This window comes from Lacrimispora sp. BS-2 (assembly GCF_040207125.1).
Lineage (GTDB): Bacteria > Bacillota > Clostridia > Lachnospirales > Lachnospiraceae > Lacrimispora.
The window spans coordinates 2,393,124-2,411,932 of record NZ_CP157940.1; the positions used below are offsets into that span (position 1 = coordinate 2,393,124).

The 18,809-nt window shown below is 39.9% G+C and carries 20 protein-coding genes and 1 pseudogene; 1 reads left to right on the forward strand and 20 read right to left on the reverse strand.

Going from position 1 to position 18,809, the window contains the following annotated elements:
- Positions 1-4: 4 nt before the first annotated feature.
- The 4 genes from ABFV83_RS11360 to ABFV83_RS11375 all read right to left on the reverse strand — a co-directional run bounded on the left by ABFV83_RS11360 (position 5) and on the right by ABFV83_RS11375 (position 2,385).
- Positions 5-526: a YcxB family protein gene (locus tag ABFV83_RS11360; protein ID WP_349943911.1), complete on the reverse strand. Its 522-nt coding sequence runs from the start codon at positions 524-526 to the stop codon at positions 5-7.
- A 222-nt stretch (positions 527-748) separates the two neighbouring features.
- On the reverse strand, positions 749-1,486 hold the full coding sequence (locus ABFV83_RS11365) for a hypothetical protein (RefSeq protein ID WP_349943912.1): 738 nt from the start codon (positions 1,484-1,486) through the stop codon (positions 749-751).
- Positions 1,464-1,607, reverse strand: coding sequence for a hypothetical protein (locus tag ABFV83_RS11370; protein ID WP_349943914.1), 144 nt, complete (start codon positions 1,605-1,607; stop codon positions 1,464-1,466). The genes ABFV83_RS11365 and ABFV83_RS11370 overlap by 23 nt, the downstream gene beginning before the upstream one ends.
- Positions 1,608-2,175: 568 nt before the next feature.
- Entirely contained in the window at positions 2,176-2,385 is a 210-nt protein-coding gene (locus ABFV83_RS11375) for a (2Fe-2S)-binding protein (protein ID WP_349943916.1), read from the reverse strand.
- Positions 2,386-2,684: 299 nt separating this feature from the next.
- Between ABFV83_RS11375 and ABFV83_RS11380 the strand changes: the two are divergent.
- Positions 2,685-3,025 (forward strand): annotated as a pseudogene (locus tag ABFV83_RS11380) (transposase); the annotation flags it as partial.
- Positions 3,026-3,029: 4 nt separating this feature from the next.
- Here the strand turns inward: ABFV83_RS11380 and ABFV83_RS11385 are convergent.
- The 16 genes from ABFV83_RS11385 to essC all read right to left on the reverse strand — a co-directional run bounded on the left by ABFV83_RS11385 (position 3,030) and on the right by essC (position 18,807).
- The gene (locus ABFV83_RS11385; RefSeq protein WP_349943917.1) at positions 3,030-4,241 is read right to left on the reverse strand and encodes a discoidin domain-containing protein; all 1,212 of its coding nucleotides are present in this window, start codon (positions 4,239-4,241) and stop codon (positions 3,030-3,032) included.
- On the reverse strand, positions 4,184-4,939 hold the full coding sequence (locus ABFV83_RS11390; protein WP_349943919.1) for a M15 family metallopeptidase: 756 nt from the start codon (positions 4,937-4,939) through the stop codon (positions 4,184-4,186). Before ABFV83_RS11390 ends, ABFV83_RS11385 begins: the two co-directional genes overlap by 58 nt.
- Positions 4,940-4,998: 59 nt before the next feature.
- Positions 4,999-6,261 (reverse strand): tetratricopeptide repeat protein, encoded by a 1,263-nt coding sequence (locus tag ABFV83_RS11395; protein ID WP_349943921.1) that lies wholly within the window; start codon positions 6,259-6,261, stop codon positions 4,999-5,001.
- A gap of 2 nt (positions 6,262-6,263) precedes the next feature.
- Positions 6,264-7,448 (reverse strand): tetratricopeptide repeat protein, encoded by a 1,185-nt coding sequence (locus tag ABFV83_RS11400; RefSeq protein WP_349943922.1) that lies wholly within the window; start codon positions 7,446-7,448, stop codon positions 6,264-6,266.
- A gap of 19 nt (positions 7,449-7,467) precedes the next feature.
- Positions 7,468-8,247 (reverse strand): PP2C family serine/threonine-protein phosphatase, encoded by a 780-nt coding sequence (locus tag ABFV83_RS11405; protein ID WP_349943924.1) that lies wholly within the window; start codon positions 8,245-8,247, stop codon positions 7,468-7,470.
- A 27-nt stretch (positions 8,248-8,274) separates the two neighbouring features.
- Positions 8,275-9,813: an FHA domain-containing protein gene (locus ABFV83_RS11410; protein WP_349943926.1), complete on the reverse strand. Its 1,539-nt coding sequence runs from the start codon at positions 9,811-9,813 to the stop codon at positions 8,275-8,277.
- 90 nt (positions 9,814-9,903) lie between these two features.
- Positions 9,904-10,224 (reverse strand): WXG100 family type VII secretion target, encoded by a 321-nt coding sequence (locus ABFV83_RS11415; RefSeq protein WP_349943928.1) that lies wholly within the window; start codon positions 10,222-10,224, stop codon positions 9,904-9,906.
- A 51-nt stretch (positions 10,225-10,275) separates the two neighbouring features.
- A complete protein-coding gene (locus ABFV83_RS11420) occupies positions 10,276-10,575 on the reverse strand; it encodes a WXG100 family type VII secretion target (protein ID WP_349943929.1) in 300 nt (99 codons plus the stop codon).
- A 71-nt stretch (positions 10,576-10,646) separates the two neighbouring features.
- Positions 10,647-10,958 (reverse strand): WXG100 family type VII secretion target, encoded by a 312-nt coding sequence (locus tag ABFV83_RS11425; protein ID WP_349943930.1) that lies wholly within the window; start codon positions 10,956-10,958, stop codon positions 10,647-10,649.
- A gap of 14 nt (positions 10,959-10,972) precedes the next feature.
- Entirely contained in the window at positions 10,973-11,335 is a 363-nt protein-coding gene (locus tag ABFV83_RS11430) for a WXG100 family type VII secretion target (protein WP_349943932.1), read from the reverse strand.
- Positions 11,336-11,353: 18 nt separating this feature from the next.
- Positions 11,354-11,656, reverse strand: a complete 303-nt coding sequence (locus ABFV83_RS11435; RefSeq protein ID WP_349943933.1) for a WXG100 family type VII secretion target — start codon at positions 11,654-11,656, stop codon at positions 11,354-11,356.
- Positions 11,657-11,670: 14 nt separating this feature from the next.
- Positions 11,671-12,030, reverse strand: coding sequence for a hypothetical protein (locus ABFV83_RS11440; RefSeq protein WP_349943934.1), 360 nt, complete (start codon positions 12,028-12,030; stop codon positions 11,671-11,673).
- A 115-nt stretch (positions 12,031-12,145) separates the two neighbouring features.
- Entirely contained in the window at positions 12,146-12,394 is a 249-nt protein-coding gene (locus tag ABFV83_RS11445; protein ID WP_349943936.1) for an EsaB/YukD family protein, read from the reverse strand.
- Between the two features lie 4 nt (positions 12,395-12,398).
- Entirely contained in the window at positions 12,399-13,058 is a 660-nt protein-coding gene (locus ABFV83_RS11450; protein WP_349943937.1) for a hypothetical protein, read from the reverse strand.
- A gap of 28 nt (positions 13,059-13,086) precedes the next feature.
- Positions 13,087-13,797 (reverse strand): LytTR family DNA-binding domain-containing protein, encoded by a 711-nt coding sequence (locus tag ABFV83_RS11455; RefSeq protein WP_349943938.1) that lies wholly within the window; start codon positions 13,795-13,797, stop codon positions 13,087-13,089.
- Positions 13,798-13,803: 6 nt separating this feature from the next.
- On the reverse strand, positions 13,804-18,807 hold the full coding sequence (essC, locus tag ABFV83_RS11460; protein ID WP_349943940.1) for a type VII secretion protein EssC: 5,004 nt from the start codon (positions 18,805-18,807) through the stop codon (positions 13,804-13,806).
- Between the last annotated feature and the right edge of the window lie 2 nt (positions 18,808-18,809).

The following is an 18,809-nucleotide window of genomic DNA, read 5'->3' on the forward strand; positions in this document are numbered from 1 at the left end:
TCTTTTAGGATTGTTCCAGAATATATGAATTGCAAAATTCCCTGAATTCATCTACTGTTCCAACAATAAATCCATTTTTATGTATTCTTAAAACCATATCCTCATTAATAAATAGAAAAAAGTAATTCCGATCTTCTGCCATTTTTATAATTTCAGAATAGGAATATTTATGCGTAGAATTGGCTGCCTCATGGATAATACTATCTGAAAAAGTAATCTTGTTTATCCACAAATTGCTGTTTAATGATTTTAAAATAAGATTATATTGCTGTTTAATGATTTTGTTAGGAAGAAAAAACAGTCTGTTCAATGCAATTATTAAAAACACTGATCCAAACAACACACAAAAAAATTCATGTAATAGAAGTCCAAGCATAATTATTATAATACTACAGGAAGCCATGGTAGTGCGCAAAAAAATACCTTTCTTTCGATTATAAATCGCGCTTTTACCGATAGGCTGGTTTGCCCATTCTTGACACATTTCAAATGTCACATTATATTGATTGATAAATTGGGTTTCCATTTTTAGTCCTCCAAAGCTTTTTATTGTTCTGTTAAATTCCTGGTATAGCTTTGAATTTATCAGCTTTAAGTCAAGTAAAGTTCATTGGGTTTTAAATGCACCTTTTTTGAGACACCTTCTTAATGATAAAAAAACGCCATAATATCTTTTGGCCTGCATTGGCAAAGAGCCAGACAATATGCTTTAGGAATAGAAAAATATCTCCTTTATTAATTCCAAGCATTACCATTTATCAACTTTTAGCTTATCTTGAATTTTGTCGAGTTCAATATAACACTTTGATTCGTCATTAAAAATATTAAGTAAATATAGCCGATTGTTTTGCAAATAAAAAGTAGGTTTATAAATCCAGTTATCTTCATTAAATGGATCAGAACACATGCGTAGCTTTTCTAAAACATCAGCATAGTTTTCGTCACTCAAATGCGGATAATCAACGTTGTACTCTCCTGAATTCCAATCAAATTCTACTTTCGAAATTCCTTCTGTCAAAATCATCTTGGCAAATTCTTCATCAACTTCAATTAAATCATCTAAGTATGCTATATCACCTGTTTTCATATTTATTGTATTACAAATATACATATTCTCTGTACGTCTTCCTGTAAAAGTATATACTATTTGAGAAGAGAAAAACCTATTTGTAGATAAAGTTATATCTAAATATGTCAAATCAGGGTATTTAAATTTTTCAGGTAGCCATCTAACAAAAACATCGGATAATGTAGCATTTATTTTCGTGCCTAACTCAATATCACCAATGTTACTTATTGAAGGTAGCAACATATATTTCTCTGTATTATCTGAATAATTGCCTCTAAATTCAACTCTGTAACCAGGAATTACATTTTCGCTAATATACATTTTTTTTGTGCTAAAAAAAGTAATAGTATTTGTAAATACAAGGCTCGATACTAATAAAAATATTTTCGTTTTTTTATTTAAAAGCATTGATAGCATTATTGTAAGCATCCTTTTTTGCAAAAAAATTCATTACGGTATCTGTAAAAGTATTTGGGCAATCTTTTTCTACATCCATTTGTATCTTTTGAGCCTCTGCTGCAGTGTCCGGATTTTCCATGCTGTAACAGCCTCCAAAGCAAATGATATTTTCAGGTTTACAGTCATCAACCGTCATCAGTGCCCTGTTCTTTAGAAAAACTCCGTGGCCTTTTTCAGTACAATTCTGCTTTTTCTCATACCACAGTTACACGTAGTCCATGCTCCATGAACGACATAAGTATCTTTTAAATCTGCCATTTGTATTCCCCCTATCTCTTAAGATATTTTTATTATAATAAAAACATCTCTTAAATCAAGTGCATATGTAAAACTAACGGTTTATATGTAAGTTTTAGCAGTGGAAAACCTATTTTGAAGGATTATACATATTAAAGCATTTGTTTATAACTTGTAAAAATGAAAAGAACCATTTTCTATGACCATGAACTCAGAAGACTTTCCACACCAAAGACAAAACTAAAGAAAATTGTATTTTAATTCTATACGAAACATCAGCCATACAAAGATCAAAAACAATTGTGCTTAAAAGCATCATTGTTTCCTAGTATTAACTTTAATTTCATTATTAACCTGTACATAGACTGATATGAAGCTCCCCTTACCATCTGCTATTTCCGCTATTTCTGCTATTTTTCTTCTTCCCAATTATCCAGAATCTGCTGAATTTTTTCTCCGCATCGTTTTCCTTTACAGCTGCCATTGCCAGTGTTCGTCATACTCCAGACTTTCTCAACGGTGTCTGCACCTTCTGAAATTGCCTTTTTTATTGTTTGTCTGGAAACTCCTTTGCAGATACATACCTTTGTTAATTTATCAATAATTTCCTGATTGTCCATAGACAGAATTTTCCTTTCTACTACAATATTTATGGTTATGGTACACAACAAACCAGCCGTGTCCGTTTCCAACTTGTTGCTTAAGCTATTAGAATAAGTGTGCAATGGTCAGACGGATCCTTTCTTGGACCTCGCGTCCGTGATTAAGACTGCCAACCAGCCTCTCATTCGCAGCATTCGTTTTATGCAGGTTGAACTGCTGTCCTAGCACGTTCGTATCACACCACAGTAGATAGAACAGGCAATGAGTAAAAACTGGTATTCCATTGCTACTATATTTCTCAAGGAGTGATACTCAAATGAACCCAGTAGGTATTGATGTTTCCAAAGGTAAAAGCATGGTCACAGTTCTCCGTCCATTCGGAGAGATTGTTTCCAGTCCTTTTGTTGTCCAACACACTTCTGACGGCATTGATAAACTGGTTTCCCTGCTAAAAACACTTGAAGGGGATACCAGGATCGTCATGGAGCATACTGGAAGATACTACGAGCCGATGGCACACTGGCTCTCCAATTCCGGGCTTTTTGTCAGTGCAATCAATCCTAAACTCATCAAAGACTTCGGCAGTATAGTCATATGGACGAATTACGCAATCAGTTAAAAACAATGAACCGGCAGTTTGGTTTCTACTGCTATTTTTAATTTATCCCTCTAATGGGAATATCTCTGACAAACATGTATCCTCACATTTCTTTGAAACCTTACCAGTAAAAGGGTCTATGTAATCTGATGATTCATATACATCCTGTATTGTGATTTTAATGGAAGATGTCATAACCGGATGGTCAAATTTAATCATATCTGAATATCCTGTATAAGAAGGATCATTGCCATTCAGTGAATACGTATTCTGGGATCCATCGGAAAATTCCACTAAAATGGAACGAACCTGGGCATTAACACGCAGTGTTTTTTCTGTTTTCGTATATCCATTCTTCAAGCATAAACCATATACCAGCTTTTCTTCCGGGGCACTGATCTTTATCCACTCCCCAACTCCAAAACCATTAACACCTTCGATCCATGCCGTCTGCTCATTCTGGTCCAGTGCCTGATCCGGCCCATAAGTGTTGCCCGCCTGAGAGGCACAAACAGAAGAGGCCTCAGCAGTCTGGAAAGAATGCTGAGTAAATGTCTTGATCGGAGCTGCATTCTGTAATATATACGCCTCAGGGCTGCTGTTGTCTATTATAAAATTAGCCTGGAACCGTTTTATATCAGTGTAGCCAACAAATCTGCTGTCATTTTCACATGCAGCAAATCCATATACTACCGCCTGTTTTCCAGTGACTGTCATGTAGTCATCCCATTTAACCTGAATGTTAGGGGAAACTGCATAAAAATAATTATTTAACTGGTCAGACATCGATGGACTGCTATTATCTGCCAAAAAAACTTCCCTGGGTAATGTAGATTCGCTTTCTTGCTCTTGAACTATTTTCTTCCCCAAATTACTTTCCAGAGTCTCTGCAGTGGTTTCATTGTCCACTTCTTCTATTTCTGGTTCCGTCTCCTTTTTGGAGGTTTTTAATTCTTTTTCAACACTTTTTACTCCTATAGGAAAAATCCCTGCTTTTATGAGTACAAATCCGCTACCTGTTAAAACAGCTGCAAATACAATTAACGCAACTGTCAGGCCAAGCGCTCCTGAACTTTTTTTCTTTTTCTCTGTTCTTTTCGGTTGCGGAGTTATTGATTGCTGCTCCTGTAGATTTGCCCCACATTTTTTGCAAAAATTTCCACCTTGATTTTCTGCTCCACATTTTTTACATGTAGCCATCTTTTGTTTTCTCCCCTTTATTGTGTTTTTTGAAAATGCTGATAATCTTTGGAAGACTTCCAGTTTCCTCCCCATTCAAAGCCATGTTCCATAAATAATTTATAACATAAGTCTTCTTTATCTATTTTGTATTCAAATTCTTTATTACGGTCAGCATAATCTGTTGCATTATCTGGTTCGCATATCTTCTGCCCATTCACGGTGCGGATATAAGGATTATACAAAGGGTTTATGTCAATCGCTCTGCCCATGGCATGTTTCGATAAGTTCTTAGAACCAGAAACCACCCGGAAATTAAAGCAGGAAGTATTATTATCTTCCATAGATAACTTATCATCCGCATTATAATCGTCTATCAGGTACATCTTGCCGATTGGATAGTCTGCTTTATATAGTTCTTTAAATATCTCAATCAAATCCTGAGCTATGGCTCTATTAGATACCAGTTCCCCCACGCAGCTATCACCATCTGGACTTTTATATAAAACCCTGATATATCTAAGGTCTTCTTTGGGCACTGTGCAGTTGTCTTGATAGGATTTTCCTTGCATTCTCTCCATTACTGCATCAGAAATCTCTTCACTGTAAAATAAGTCATCTATATTCAGCTTAGCAAGCTCATCAACAGTCAATTTTGTTCCCGCGGGCATTGAAGAACAATCTGTCATTATACTTTCTACTGTATTTTGGCTTTTATTTATCACCTGAAATCCATTGTTTCCAAACAAACTCATAAAAATCACCACACTAACAACCAGTCCTGCCCTTAACATATCTTTATCCTCTCATTCTTAGGCTGCATTAATATTGCAATTAGAGCACTTTTTTTATTCTAATCTATCCAAATATAGCTATGGCCGCAGGCCTGTTCTTCATAAAACCAAACTTCATTATTACTATCTAATTCGGCTTCATAAACCATCTTTTCACCATCTTCTGTATTTGCAGAAAATGGTTGCGGAAGGCCATCCTTAAATTCATGAACAACCATAGTATTGATACTTCCATAGGTATAGGTTGTCACTGTATGCCCCTGTGCTTTTCCAGCCACCATATTTAACAGCGTGTTTTCGAATGATTCACGGTTCAACTTGCTGTCTTCCGGATAGGTTGTACGTCTATGATACGTTTCCTCCAATAAACCTTCAAAAACTCCATCCACACAGGTCCCTTTGTAGTAATAATCATTTAAACTGGTTCCTGAATATTCTTTTCCATTTCTTGTGGAAGTTATTTTTCCTGAGCCACCTCTCCATGCAATACACTCACCTGTCCATTTTCCATCTTTGACAGTTCCCATAATGGCTCCGTCTTCGCCGAATACAGGCTGGATTGCCAGGCAGATGCCTCCCTCAGGCGCATTATAATCACCAAAGAGCAGTGTTCCATATTTCCTTCTGTATTCTATCTTCTCTGCATCAAATAAAATCTGCTTCGCACTTTCAATATCTCCGTTTTTATAAAACTCAAAGCAATCCTTTAATGCCTTAACTATTTCCTCTTCTTCTCTTCCCTCTAATAACTGCAGAACATCATCTATATGTGCATTTTCTTCCGGTACAGAACATGACCACAAAATCCAGCGAAGATAGTCGGTATTTTCTAAATCATTACGATAAAGGTCATATACCATTTCATAAGCTTTTTTATAATCTGTCACTTTTTTCAAATTATCAACGAAGCGGCTTCCTGACAAGCTTTCTGCATTCGCCGTATTGTTTTTTAACACTCTATAGTAAACTTCTGCAGCACTATTGTAATCTTCTAACCTGCTATAAGTCTCTCCGAGATAGCGGAGGATACTTTCTGTATCCGGATATGCTTCTTCTGCTTTTAAAAGAGTTTCTTTAGCCGCTTCATAGTCTTCCATGGCCAGTTCTGCCCTTGCCTTTCCTATGTAAACAACACGATCTGCTTGAGCATCTTCTAACTGGCTGTCAAAGAACTTAACAGCATCTTCCCATTTTCCTGCATCCAAAAGTTTAAATCCCTCATAATAATCCTGCTGGGGCATCACATATATAACTTTTGAAGAAGAACAGCCAACAAAGAAAACAGCAGTTATCAAAAGTACAGTCCCTAATATCTTTTTCATCTTTACTCCTCCCCACCTTGTTCATCCGACTTTTCCTGTTCTTTTATTTGGCAATCCCAGCAATAAATGTGACTTTCTACACAGGGACAGGTTCCGGATTCATCCATATTATAGTGTTTAAAGGAATACCCTGATTTTTTACTGGCATCTGGTGTACAATGCACTCCATACCAGTCACCATTGGTATAATACAAATTCATCTCTGTAGCAACATGCCCTTTCGATAAGGTACCATATACTAATTTATCAGCCTGAAAAATCGTCACCTCACCTTCCGGATAATCATCTTTCCAATTACACTGAATTCGATAGGTATTGCTGCGGTATGCAGTTCCTGTTCCATTCCGTAAGCCTTTTTCCCAGTTTCCTGCATAGATCCGGCTTGTCTGCTTTAAATCCGGTCCATAAAAGCAGATTCCATAGCCACTTCTAAGCCCATTCGCATCATAACCGCCAATATAATATTCTTCGCCCGGTTTCAGTATAGGCATATCCTTCTCATCTGTATAATAAGTTTCCAGAAGTGCTATGACTCCATCGTGCCCTCCTTCATGGTATGCTGACCACATATCCATGGATAAAACTGCAGTTTCACAGGTTTCTTTTTTATTTAAGACCAAAGACAGCTGCTTCATACCTTCTAAATCTTCACGGTCAATATAGAACTGGATCAAATCTTCCAGATACTCTGGCTTCATTCTATCAAAAAGCTCCATATCATCGATATTTCTGCTTATAGCATCAAAATCACCTTCCTGTCCCTTGATAACAAACAACAGTGATATAAATTCCGGGTTCCCAGTCTGGCTATATGCCATCTGTGCCATGGTTGCAGCTTCCGGCAAATCCGTGATCTGGCGGATCAGGTCACTCAAGCGAGCGATATCTTCCGGCTGTGAATTCTGGTTTGCTGCATATAGCAGAAAGGAAGCTGCTTCTTTTGGTTTCCCTGTATGTTCATAAGCAACTGCCAGATTCTTGTAAGCCTCTGCATTCTTTGGATCGATCTGAATCACTGCGGTAAAGGCCAAAATTGCTTTATCGTAATTCGCCTCTTTTAAGTACTTTACTCCCAAGTCGAAGTTCTCCTGGAAATTTCCAGAAGACACCTTTTTACTGCATCCGGCCATACCTGCTAAAAAGCAGATAATCAGAGCTGATACCAGGATTATTTTTTTCTTTTTCATTTTCTCCTTTTCCTCCCCCTTATCTTCTAAACCAGTCAAACATAAATGGTGTTTTATTTTTGCAATACACAATTATCGCCGACAGGTTATCTGGTGCATCATTTGAATATCCTTCTTCTCTTAATTTATTTAAAGCAGAGCGTATATCCTCTGCATTTTTTGCATTGCTTATATTCTGTATCATTTCTTCTTCTTCACAATACCGGTATAAACCGTCACTGCATAAAAGAAATTTCTGGTTTTTCTTCAAACGATCAGTGCAGCTAAAAATATCAACGCTTTCTTCCGTCCCCACTGCCTGTGTCAATTTTCCATAGTACTTGTGCTTTTTTTGTTCTTCGACCGTGTACCTTCGCTTTGTTTCCTCCAGATTTTCCCATACATGTGCCACGGTCAGCTGGCGTATCTTCCCCGATTCATAACTGTAAATCCGGCTGTCACCAACTGACAAAACCCCATACTTCTCATGGCAAAGGAACAGAATCATCACTGTAGAGCCACAGACCTGGCCCTGATTACACTTCTCCCAAATTTCCCGGTTAATTTCCAGCAATTCCTGATGCAGCGATTCCATATAATCTTCAAATCGTCCTGGATCCCAGCTGTTTTTCTGTTCTTGCCACCATCTGGACATACCATCCCGGATCATTCCACTGGCCACTTCTCCACTGGCATGACCTCCCATTCCATCTGCAACAAAATACAGGCCCACTTCTCCATGGCAGAACATTCCAACCGCATCCTGATTCACTTTTCTCTTTAATCCACTGTCGGTGATCCCATTGTAAAGTATCTCCATGGCCTGCTCTCCTGTTACTTCTTTCTTTTACTTGATTGTAACTTTCATAGATAAACGTCCCAATCCAAGAACCGTGCCTGAATATATCTCTTCTTTGCCAGCGATCAGCCTTCCATCAACTTTGGTTCCGTTAGAAGAGCCTTCATCAATTACATAATATCTTCTGTCCTCATTCACGATACGGCAATGTTTTCCTGATACTGACTTTTCATAACTGATCATAATATTGCAAGCACTGCTTCGTCCAATCAGGATGAAATTTTGCAAATCACCCCGGAATTCCTTGGATGGATCTTCACAATCTGTAAGCAGCAAAATTGTCGGTTTTTCAGAAAACATTAATTCCGTCTTCTCATCATTTTCTTCTGGCTGATGGACAATTCCTGTGTCTTCTATTTCCCGGGGTCTGTTGGCTGTTGGTTCTTGTCCTTTAACCGGTCCTCCCCCATAAGTTTCAAATTCAGGCGTCTTTCTGCCAACTTTCAGGAACAATACCACACCCAGGGCAATAAGCAGTACAGCCACACCCGCAATGACGTACCAGTAAGCCTTTAGCATATCCGGCAATTTATTTGAAGGTTCAGGCTCCTGCAATGTCGCCGGCTCTGGTTCTTCCTCTGCTTCTGTGGCCTCTTCTGCCGTTGTTTTAAGTTCTGTTCCCGGTTCTTCCTGACCAAATGGCATTTTAACGCTGGCATTAGTCTTATATTCCCCGGCAGTAGTCTGAACAGTTAATTGAGAATTATAATTTCCGCCATCTCTCAGTTCTGCAGGAACCGTCGCAGTTACACAAACCAAATTTCTGTCATTTGCAATATCCTGTAAAATGGTACTGGTATCACTGATCTCATCCAAAACATATGGAGTTCCTAACGTTCTTCTGGACAATTCAAACAGATTCTGCAGTTCTTGTGTATGCCCTTTGTTCCTGGAACCTAAGACATAGATCGGATAATTAGTTTTGCCCAGCTGGTCATATAATTCCTCTTTTGTATAGCCAAGAATCTTATTATCCATGCCATCGGATATCAATATGATTCTTTTATAAGCATCGCCAGCCTGGGAATTCAAAAAATTCACTGTTTCATATACATTATCAATGATGTAAGCATCTTTATCTTCATATGCAGTGCTTTCCACCATAGTATGTAAAAATGCATAGTCATCAGTAAAAGCACTCATGAAGGATAGCTCTTCTCCAATACCTACAAAACAGAACTGTTCATATTCCATTGGATCAGTCACCAAACCGACCAGTATATCCTGAATTTTGGTTCTGTTTTCCCTGGATATGGACAGAGAATTATCCCACATTACAAGAGTCTGCATCGGAATTTCCAAATCAGTAAGCCTGCTTGCTTTTATCTCCTCACAGCCTTTGGTTCCTATCTGATAACTGACATTCTGGATATCTCCATCGATTCCCTGGACGTACAGGCATATTTCCTCATCCTTTGTAACTGATTCGACAACTTTCCCGGCATTTGCTGCCTGCACCGGTATCGTCATCAGCAAAACCAGCACAAGGATCAGTCCCCTCATCCTGCGTATCTTATCTTTCCCCATCTCACACCTCAACCCTTTTTAATTGCAGCTGTCTCTAATACTAAAATTGTGGCTGGAAAAGTGTTACTCTCCCAACCACCTTATTTTCTATTAAGAAATCACATCTCCCGACAAACTGGAAACCGCTTCTACATTGGCTTTCTCAGCAGCCTCGTATGCATCTGCCATCGCATTCAAATCGGTTACATGTTCCTGGACCATACGATTCATCTTTTCAATATCATCCTGAAGAGATTTAAATTTATTGATATATGCTGTAGATGCATCGCCCTGCCATGCACTGCTCATTGCTGTTACCTTGCTCATCATCTCTGCTGTCAATGCAGTGATCTGCTTTCCTGCTGTACTAAACTCTCCAGATGTTGATTTTAACTGTTGCGGGGTTACTTTTAATGTTCCTTCAATTGCCATGGGGTTTCTCTCCTTTTTTATCTGATTTTTATTTACCTGCTATTTTTACTATTAATAATTTCTTGTAGTTGCTGTCTCTGCGTTGGTATCTTCTGTCCGGTCATATTTTGCAGCGATTGTTTCAAGAACTGTACAGTACTTTTCGATTTCCTGATAAAACACATTCATCTGTCCTTTATCCTTTGTAAATGCATTGTGGAATGCGGTCTTTGCCTGCCCCTCCCACATGGATGCCAGTGTTCCTTCAGAACTTTCCAGATTTCCGACCTGTGACTTAAAATTGTTATTTAGGCTTCTTAGCTCTGTAGCTGTTGATTTTAACTGTGCTGATGATACTGTAATTAATCCCATTTTTTAATCCTCCTGAAATTTTAGATTTATGTTTTGTAACTTATTGCACTGAGTTATGATCCCGGGTTTTATCAGTTATCCCTTTCTTCTGCAATTCTTAAAGCTTCCATCTCTGCCTCATAAATACGCTTTGCCACCGCACGGATGGTACTTGCCACCTCTCTTAAATTCTTTGATGTCTTTATAATGTCCTCCTGAAGTATCTGTCCCTTATTTAAATACAGGCTTGCACTTTCTCCCTTCCAGCCGGCGGACAAGTTCTGCATAGTATTATTAAATTTATTATTAGAAAGATTTTGCAGATTTTCTGCGATCTCATCCAATTCATTGGCTTTCTGCTTAGCAAGGCGAAAATCGAATTCTATGGTTCTTCTGCTTGACATCTTCTCTTTACCTCCTATTCTATCAAATCACTTGGCAATGAGCTGATGTACTCTTCTATCTCAAGTTCTGCATCTGTATATGTCCGGGCAATGGACACTAAATCTCTCGGATGTTCTTCCAGCCTTCTGATGATTTCATCAATATTAGTTTTCTGGTCTTCATAAGCCTTTCTGTGGGCATCCCCTGCTTCCCCAATCCAGTAGGTCTTTGTTCTGTTAATGGAAGTATTTAAATTATCAAACTCCATCCGGACTTTTTTTATCAGGGAAGATACTTCATTCGCTTTTGCATTCAACACTTCCGGAGTCACTTTAAATGTTACACTTCCAAACAATGATTTTAAGGCATCTATGTCTCTTGGCTGTAAAATTGCCATGCCGCTCTGCCTCCTTCTCTATATTTTAATGGCTGCAACCGTACTGTGTACCTGATTTTCACACTTGTCATACTCTGTTTTAGCAAATCTCAAGCTTTCAACAAGGCTGTCTATGCTCTTACACAACTCTTCCATTGACTCTTTGTCGTTGGTAAACTGAGTTGTAAATGCTGCATTTGCCTTACCATCCCACATGGTATTCAGTTCCGTTATTTCCTGAAACATCTGAGTCATATCAGCCCTAATCGCTTTTACAGTGTTTTCAATATCATCTGTATCTGCCGCCAGTGCACTGGTGTTAACTTCTATTATCTCTGCCATCCCGTTTTTCCTTTCTAATAAAAATGAAACTTTGATATAGTGTTCTGTATATTTCCGATATCACTGTATCCTGGTGTCCCTTTTCTTGTCCAAATTCGGGATTGGGTACATTCATCTGTGATACGTCTTTCATTCTGCCGGTAACAGGCAGCGGCTCTGCTTAATACAAACATCATCTGCCGAAGAGTTTCCTGCTCTTCTTCCAGGTGTGAAATATGCTTTTGCAAAGTGGCATTGACTTCTTCCAGACCAGATAGTGAATGCAATGCCTTCACTACGTCACAGGCTTCTGATATCTGATTATTCAGCTGCCTTATCTGGCTTTGCAGTTCGCTGTAGGTATATTCCATCTGATTGACTACTGCCTTAAACATTTTTCACTCCTTTCTTCCTCCGTTCCATGATCAGATTATAACATGGAGAAGAAATATTCGTTAATTTTCAGATAAATGACACTTTTATGGGGATAAACAGCACTTTCAACTGCTTTTATACCAATATCAACTTATTTCCAGTAGTCATACCCTCATCATGCAATGTCAGACTTCTTGACAAAACCCTTTTTCCATCTACCGCACACAGCATCAGCTCTGATGGATTGCCTGTCAGCTCACACTGTTCCTTCTGACAGATCATAGCTGTGATCTCTTCCATCACTATTTCAATTCTGGAATACTCATCAAGGCTGAAATCATATGTCTGACTTACGCTTGGCACATAAATATCCACTAATATCATCTCTTTACACCCCCAGCAGCTTCATTACTTCTTCAATGGTTTTCTGTTTTGAATAACTCCATATTCTGATCACATCACTTTTCACCATAATCCGGTCTTCAAGTTCCAGGCTCTGTATCCAGACACTTCCTATGGTCTGTTCATTATTGATATCCATAAGTTCATATACGGCCTGGAGACCTTCCAACGGCTCTTCAAATTCTTCTACTGCCTTCTCAATACACGATTCTTCTATAATAACTTCTGCTACACAACTATCTAAAAAGCTTCCTTCTTCATATAAATACTGCTCAAAATGTTCTGTATCGATCAAACTGGCCTTTAAAGCCTTCGCATCCCGGCTGCTCAACTGAGTGACCACACAATGATCTTCTCCCAGATAGCAGCATCTGTCCGAACCATTCCCATCATTCTCACGAATCCACAGAACACGCCCGGCATCTTTGATCACCTGGAACAGGACATTGAACTCCGGTGATAAAACAAAACCGTCATTCACCGCTTTCATATACCCCATCTGTACCATATGATACATGGTTTGATACACTTCATTATCATCTGCCTGTTCCTGATCCTTCATCACAAATCCGTAGACCCGATGCATCCCTTTGCTTGCTGCCAAAGTCATAAATTCCAATTCATTTAATATGTAAGTATCCATCATATTCCTCATACCTTTTCGGGTTACACAACTACTTCAGATTTTTTACTGCTGCCTTGTAGCTTCTGGATAAAGGCACTGAGATATCTTTTTCCAAAAAAATCACATTTTTTGAAAGCTGCACTTCCCGTATTTTACCTTTATGCACTATAAATCCCCGATGGCAGCGTACAAAGATATCCGGAAGCTGCCCATCTAACTGTTCTAATGTACTGTAAAAACCAAACTCCCGGTTTTCCGTACGCAGATATACTTTTTTTTCCCTTGCTTCAAAATAATAAATCTGCTGATACGGAATCCTTGTCTTTCCCTCCCTGGTCTCTACCATAAAAGCCTCTTCGTCTGTCTTCTGGTGCTTCTTCATATAGGCATCTACAAGGTCATATAAAGTCTTACGGATCTGTTCCTCCTGCATTGGCTTAAGAAGCAGAGAAGCAGCCATTATGCTCGGTTTCATATATGCCATAGGTGAAATAGTAATATCTGCCACTAAAAGCAGCAGAGTTTCCTGATATTCTGCCCTGACTTTTTCCATGTAGGCTACTCCTCCCTCTCCTGTAATATCAAAGCAGAGAAAATCCAGCAATGGTTTTGTATCAATATATTCTTTTGTCTCTTCAATGCTCTGAAAACCTTTGATAAGCCATTGCTCATCACTTAATCTTGCTGCCGCATCTCTGGTAATCGATTCCATACACCGCAATTCATGTTTATCTTTCCCATAGATCAACATGGATATCATGTTTATCTACCCCCTAGCTAATGGAATCACAATTCTTTCTGTCTTCTGGTCATCATCCATAACAGGAAGAAGGCCTATGCCGATCTTCTGTGCTTTGCCCTGTTCCATATATGGAAGATAATCAAAATTGAACATTCTCTGTGCAGAGACATTGCCGCCTAGATGGAGGCCTGTCTTAAATCGGACCATCTGGTCAAATACCTTAAGTCCTGTGACATTTCCCCATTCTTCCTGATTAAAGCAGGAAAAGAAGAATACATTATGCAGCCGGCCTTTATCTGTGATATTCTCCAAAAACCCCTTTATATCATGAGTAGGATCTTCCGGCTTGTAGATAGATTTGATAAACGCCGGAAGATCAGCAATGAAAATATAATATTTCTCTGCTTCTTTCTGCATTCTGTCGTAAATTTCCGAATCTTCCAGATCCTCTGCAGCCCAGGCCTTCTTTAATTTGTTCCTTACTACAAAAGCGGGAATCAGTGCTTTAAAGAATCCGAACTGTTCTAACTCATTGCTGACATATTCTGCTTCTAAAGCAGCCGCAACAGGTTTTAATTCACCGGCCGCTGTATCTATGATACATATTTTTCCGCCTTTGGCTTTTGCCCCCATCATCAGCATACGAAGCATATTTGTCTTACCTGTACGTGCCTTGCCGGATATAACGTAAGAATAAATTTTGCTTAGGTCAATTCCATACGGTGCTGCATTGCGCAGATCATAACCAATTGGAAGATGCCTGTCATCTGCCAGCATATCCTGCACTTCATCCAACTGGACATATTCGGACCATACCGGATTCTCAGGAATGACCGGAATCGATTTTGCCGTTTTTCCATGCCATACTCGATTCATCTGTTCACATGCTGCACGGATCTTTTCCAGGCGCTTATAATCATCTTCTGCTTCCAGCGAAAGTGCTGTCTGGAATTCCAGCAGCCGGCCGCCAACTCCGGCAAGGCCGCGTCCCTTCACATCAGCTTCCGGGATAACATCAATATGCGTCGTTCGAAGCACTTCTGCATACTGGAATTTATTGCTCATTTCCAGGCAGACGATCGTCTTTATATTGTCCCCGATCTTGGATTGAATTTCTGTAGTACCAAATCCGGCTGAAGTGACCACCAGGAATATTCCATAGTTTACCCCCTCCCTTGACAGATACACCAGATTTTCCTCATATTTATTATCAGTCTTCTCTTTAAAGTTAGCAAAATTATCAATTGCGATCACGATAGACGGGATTACCAAGCCATGCACCTGTACATACTGGCTATAGTTTCCGCCCTGCAGCAAAGCTTTTCTATCTTCCAGAATGTGATCCATCATGGTAAAGAATTTCTCGATTTTCTCCAGATCATGCTCATACATTACTCCACCTGTATGTGCAAGGCCTTCAAAACAAGACAGCATCCTGCTGCTGAAATCGATGGCATAGATATTAAGATGTTCCGGAGTATAGCAGCTTACCAGTGAATACAGCAATGACTGCAAGAACGTACTCTTTCCTGTTACAACTGTCCCGCAGACCGCATGGTGTCCACTCTCTGAAAAACTGACAACAAGCGGCTTTTGAGACTGGTTGACCGGATCATCATACAAACCTATCACAGCTTCCAATGACCACTTTTCTTTCTTTGATGGCCATCTCTGCCCATCAAAGCTGGCCTGCCCAAAGCCCTCCAGCTGATTCAAATACAAGGTTACAGGCAAAATAGGCAGCCACAGCTGAAGATTATATGTATATCCCTGCCTCTTAGCTACAATACCCAGATATTCTACCACTGCATCCAGCTGAGTTTTCCCTTTCTTCTCAGGCAGCTTGCGGTTTCTCTGTTCTGCTGTCTTTATCACCTCTGCTGCTTTTTCTTTCGGCAGACAATACCTGTATTTCCCGCACACCTCCTCATAGATACAAAGCATATCCTCCAGACGTCTGCTGTTGTAGTCAGATTTGGGATATTCCACTTCTGCTTTTTTAAGTGCACTGTAAATACTGTCAATAAACAGGTTAAGCTCTGCGGCATCCGTTAGGATAGCTTTAAGTTTTCCATTATCCTGATTCAGAAGATCATCAATCAGCTCTACCAACTGTTTAATCCACCGTATTCTGGCCGCTTCTTTCTGTTTTGTCTTCGTCCTGCTGCCTACGATCGCTGCTTTTCCATTGATAGAAAGCATTTTAGCGATTTCTGTCTTTATGGAGCCTTGTTCCTCATCATAAGCTGCACCACTCCAGCCTGACTGGAATAATTCATACAATTCATCATTGCCAACCTGCAGATAGGAACGTCCTGCCTGAGTAATATAAGCAGCATCCGGTTTATGCAGCATATCATTGCTGTCCTGCCTGTCCTGTACACGCAGGCACAGACGGAACTTGGAGTTACTCCAGATATTATCATCTACCGTACCACTTGGTTTCTGCGTAGACAAAATCAGGTGGACACCAAGACTTCGTCCAACCTGGGCAACGCTGATCAGCTCACGCATAAAATCAGGTTCTTCTCTCTTCAATTCTGCAAACTCATCAATAATGATGAACATATGGGGTACCGGAATGGTTGCCTCATTATTTTTATATAACCTGGTGTATAAATTTATATTGTTGACGCCATGTTCATTGAAAATCCTCTGACGTCTCATATTCTCGCTTTTAATAGAAACCATCGCCCGGCTGACCTGGTTACCTGAAAGATTGGAGATCTGTCCAATCATATGCGGCAGCCCCGCAAACAGATTTGCCATTCCCCCGCCTTTATAGTCAATGATAAAAAATCCGATATCATCAGGGCTGAAATTAATAGCCAGAGACAGCATGTAAGTCTGAAGTGTCTCAGATTTGCCAGATCCTGTAGTACCTGCAACCAGTCCATGAGGGCCATGGTATTTTTCGTGAACATCCAAATAACATGGTACCCCTCCCGCTTTCTGTCCCACCAGTGCTTTCATCGTCTCATAATTACGGTTTTTCTTCCATCTGGTTTCAACATTCAACTCACTTAATTTATTGATTCCATACATTTCAAAGAACGTCAGGCTGCCTGGAATCTCACCGCCAGTCTGAAGTTCCTTTACTTCCAGCCCGGACAGCCTTCGTGACATCTTCTCTAAAGATTCCCTGGAAAGTTCATCAAAGTCGATCTCCACTTTTTCGCTGTCCCCACCTGTTACGTTATACATTCCATGGAAATGCCCTGTGTTTTCAATGATATAACCGCAGCTGTTCGGAAGATCCTCATAGTTTTCCGCCAGTAGAACAGTCGTGATCCCATAGTATGGCTCTGCATCATAGATGTATTTTGTGATCAATTCGCCTTCCAGCATCTCCTGGTTTGCTACAAACAGGACATAATACGGTTTAGGCAGCCGTCCCTTATCCTGGTTTGATGTCTCTTCCGCCCTTGCACGCAGGATATTGGCAATTTCATACAGAACGTCATTGGCTTCTGTTTTATTAGTTGCAATAAATCTGGTTCTTTTATCCTCTGACCAGACATGGGGGAGCCATCTGGCAAATTCCCATTCATCCTGGGCAAAAACAGTTCCGTCATATACATATCCGATCTTTACATCTGTGTAACAGTCACAGGCAGTAATCTGGGCTGTCAGTGCCTGTACAATGGAAAGCGCCCCCTTTTTTCCTGTCCCTCCTACAATTCCCAGAAGCTGATGTTCCATCAAGTTCACACAAACGGGTACATCGTAAAGGGTCTTGTAATCATTCTGGATCATGCGTGGTTTTTCTGCCAGGCTGTCATTGACCAAGGTGAATTTTTCCTTTGGTATGATAATATCTGATTGAAAATCCAGCTTTCCAATACCAAGGCGGTGGGTCAGAAAATCTCTGTGAGTAGCATTACGGTTCCATAAAAGGGTTAGATCCTGTTCTATATTACAGCAGTCATTTGCTGAAAGATACATCCCCCGCAACGCCTCTGCATTGTGGTTATATTGGCTGCGGATGGTATCTGTCATACGGATCAGATATTCCCCATAGGCTTCAAAACGATGGTTTTCCTCTTCTTTATTTATCTTTTTGGCATACTTCATATTCTTAAGTGCCCAAAAGGTACCAATAAATGCTGAACCAGCCGCAGTGATGAGCCCCGTGTACATAAAAGCTCCGCCGCTGCCATGATTCTGGCTGCTCATGATAGCAAGGCTGCTTCCTAACAGCATAGGGAGCATCATAGTCATGGCCGGCCCAATTGTCATAAATAACGGCTGATTAGAAGGCGGCTTTGGTGCCGGAGGTGCTTCGATCTCTATAGGGTCAGATTCAATCTTTGGAATATTTCTGGGGGAACGGTGAAAATACTGTTTTGCCGGTTTTTCAACATTGCCTGTCTGTTCATCTCTTACTTCTTCAATGTGACAAAATTTGAGCTTTTGGGAATCAAGCGTTAAATGATTATCTGCATCATGAATAGCAAGTACAGTTCCCAGGTAGATGACCTGCAATCCGAAAACATTGATCGTATCACCAAAATTCAATTTCTGGCTTCCCCGGATCCTTATGTAGTTGACAAAAGTACCATTTCTGCTTTTATCCTCTACAATACATCCATCACGCCTCACATGGATTACAGCATGCTCCCTGGATACAACATCCAAAAACTCAGACCGGATAATATTGGTATCTTTCTTTCCAATGGTAATGATCTGGGAATCGGTAATATCAATTTTCTTAAATACTGCAAAGGAGCTCTGCACCTCACGGACAACCAGGGAAACCTGAACTCCCCACCGGTCTGTCACCGTCAGAAGGTCTTTATCTTTCAGGAACTGATTAAAATAAGCCTCTGTTTTTTTAGTAACCTGATAATTGACATCCAGATTCGTAAGCCTCCACTGGTTGTCCAATACCTCGAGTTCCAGTTCTATCTCATCACGAAGCCCAAATATCTTCTTTGGCAGTACAATGGATGTGTTTGCATTGTTGATTGCAGGAAGCAGATATTCCTTAAATGCACTTTCACTGTATACAGACAATACTACACTCATGA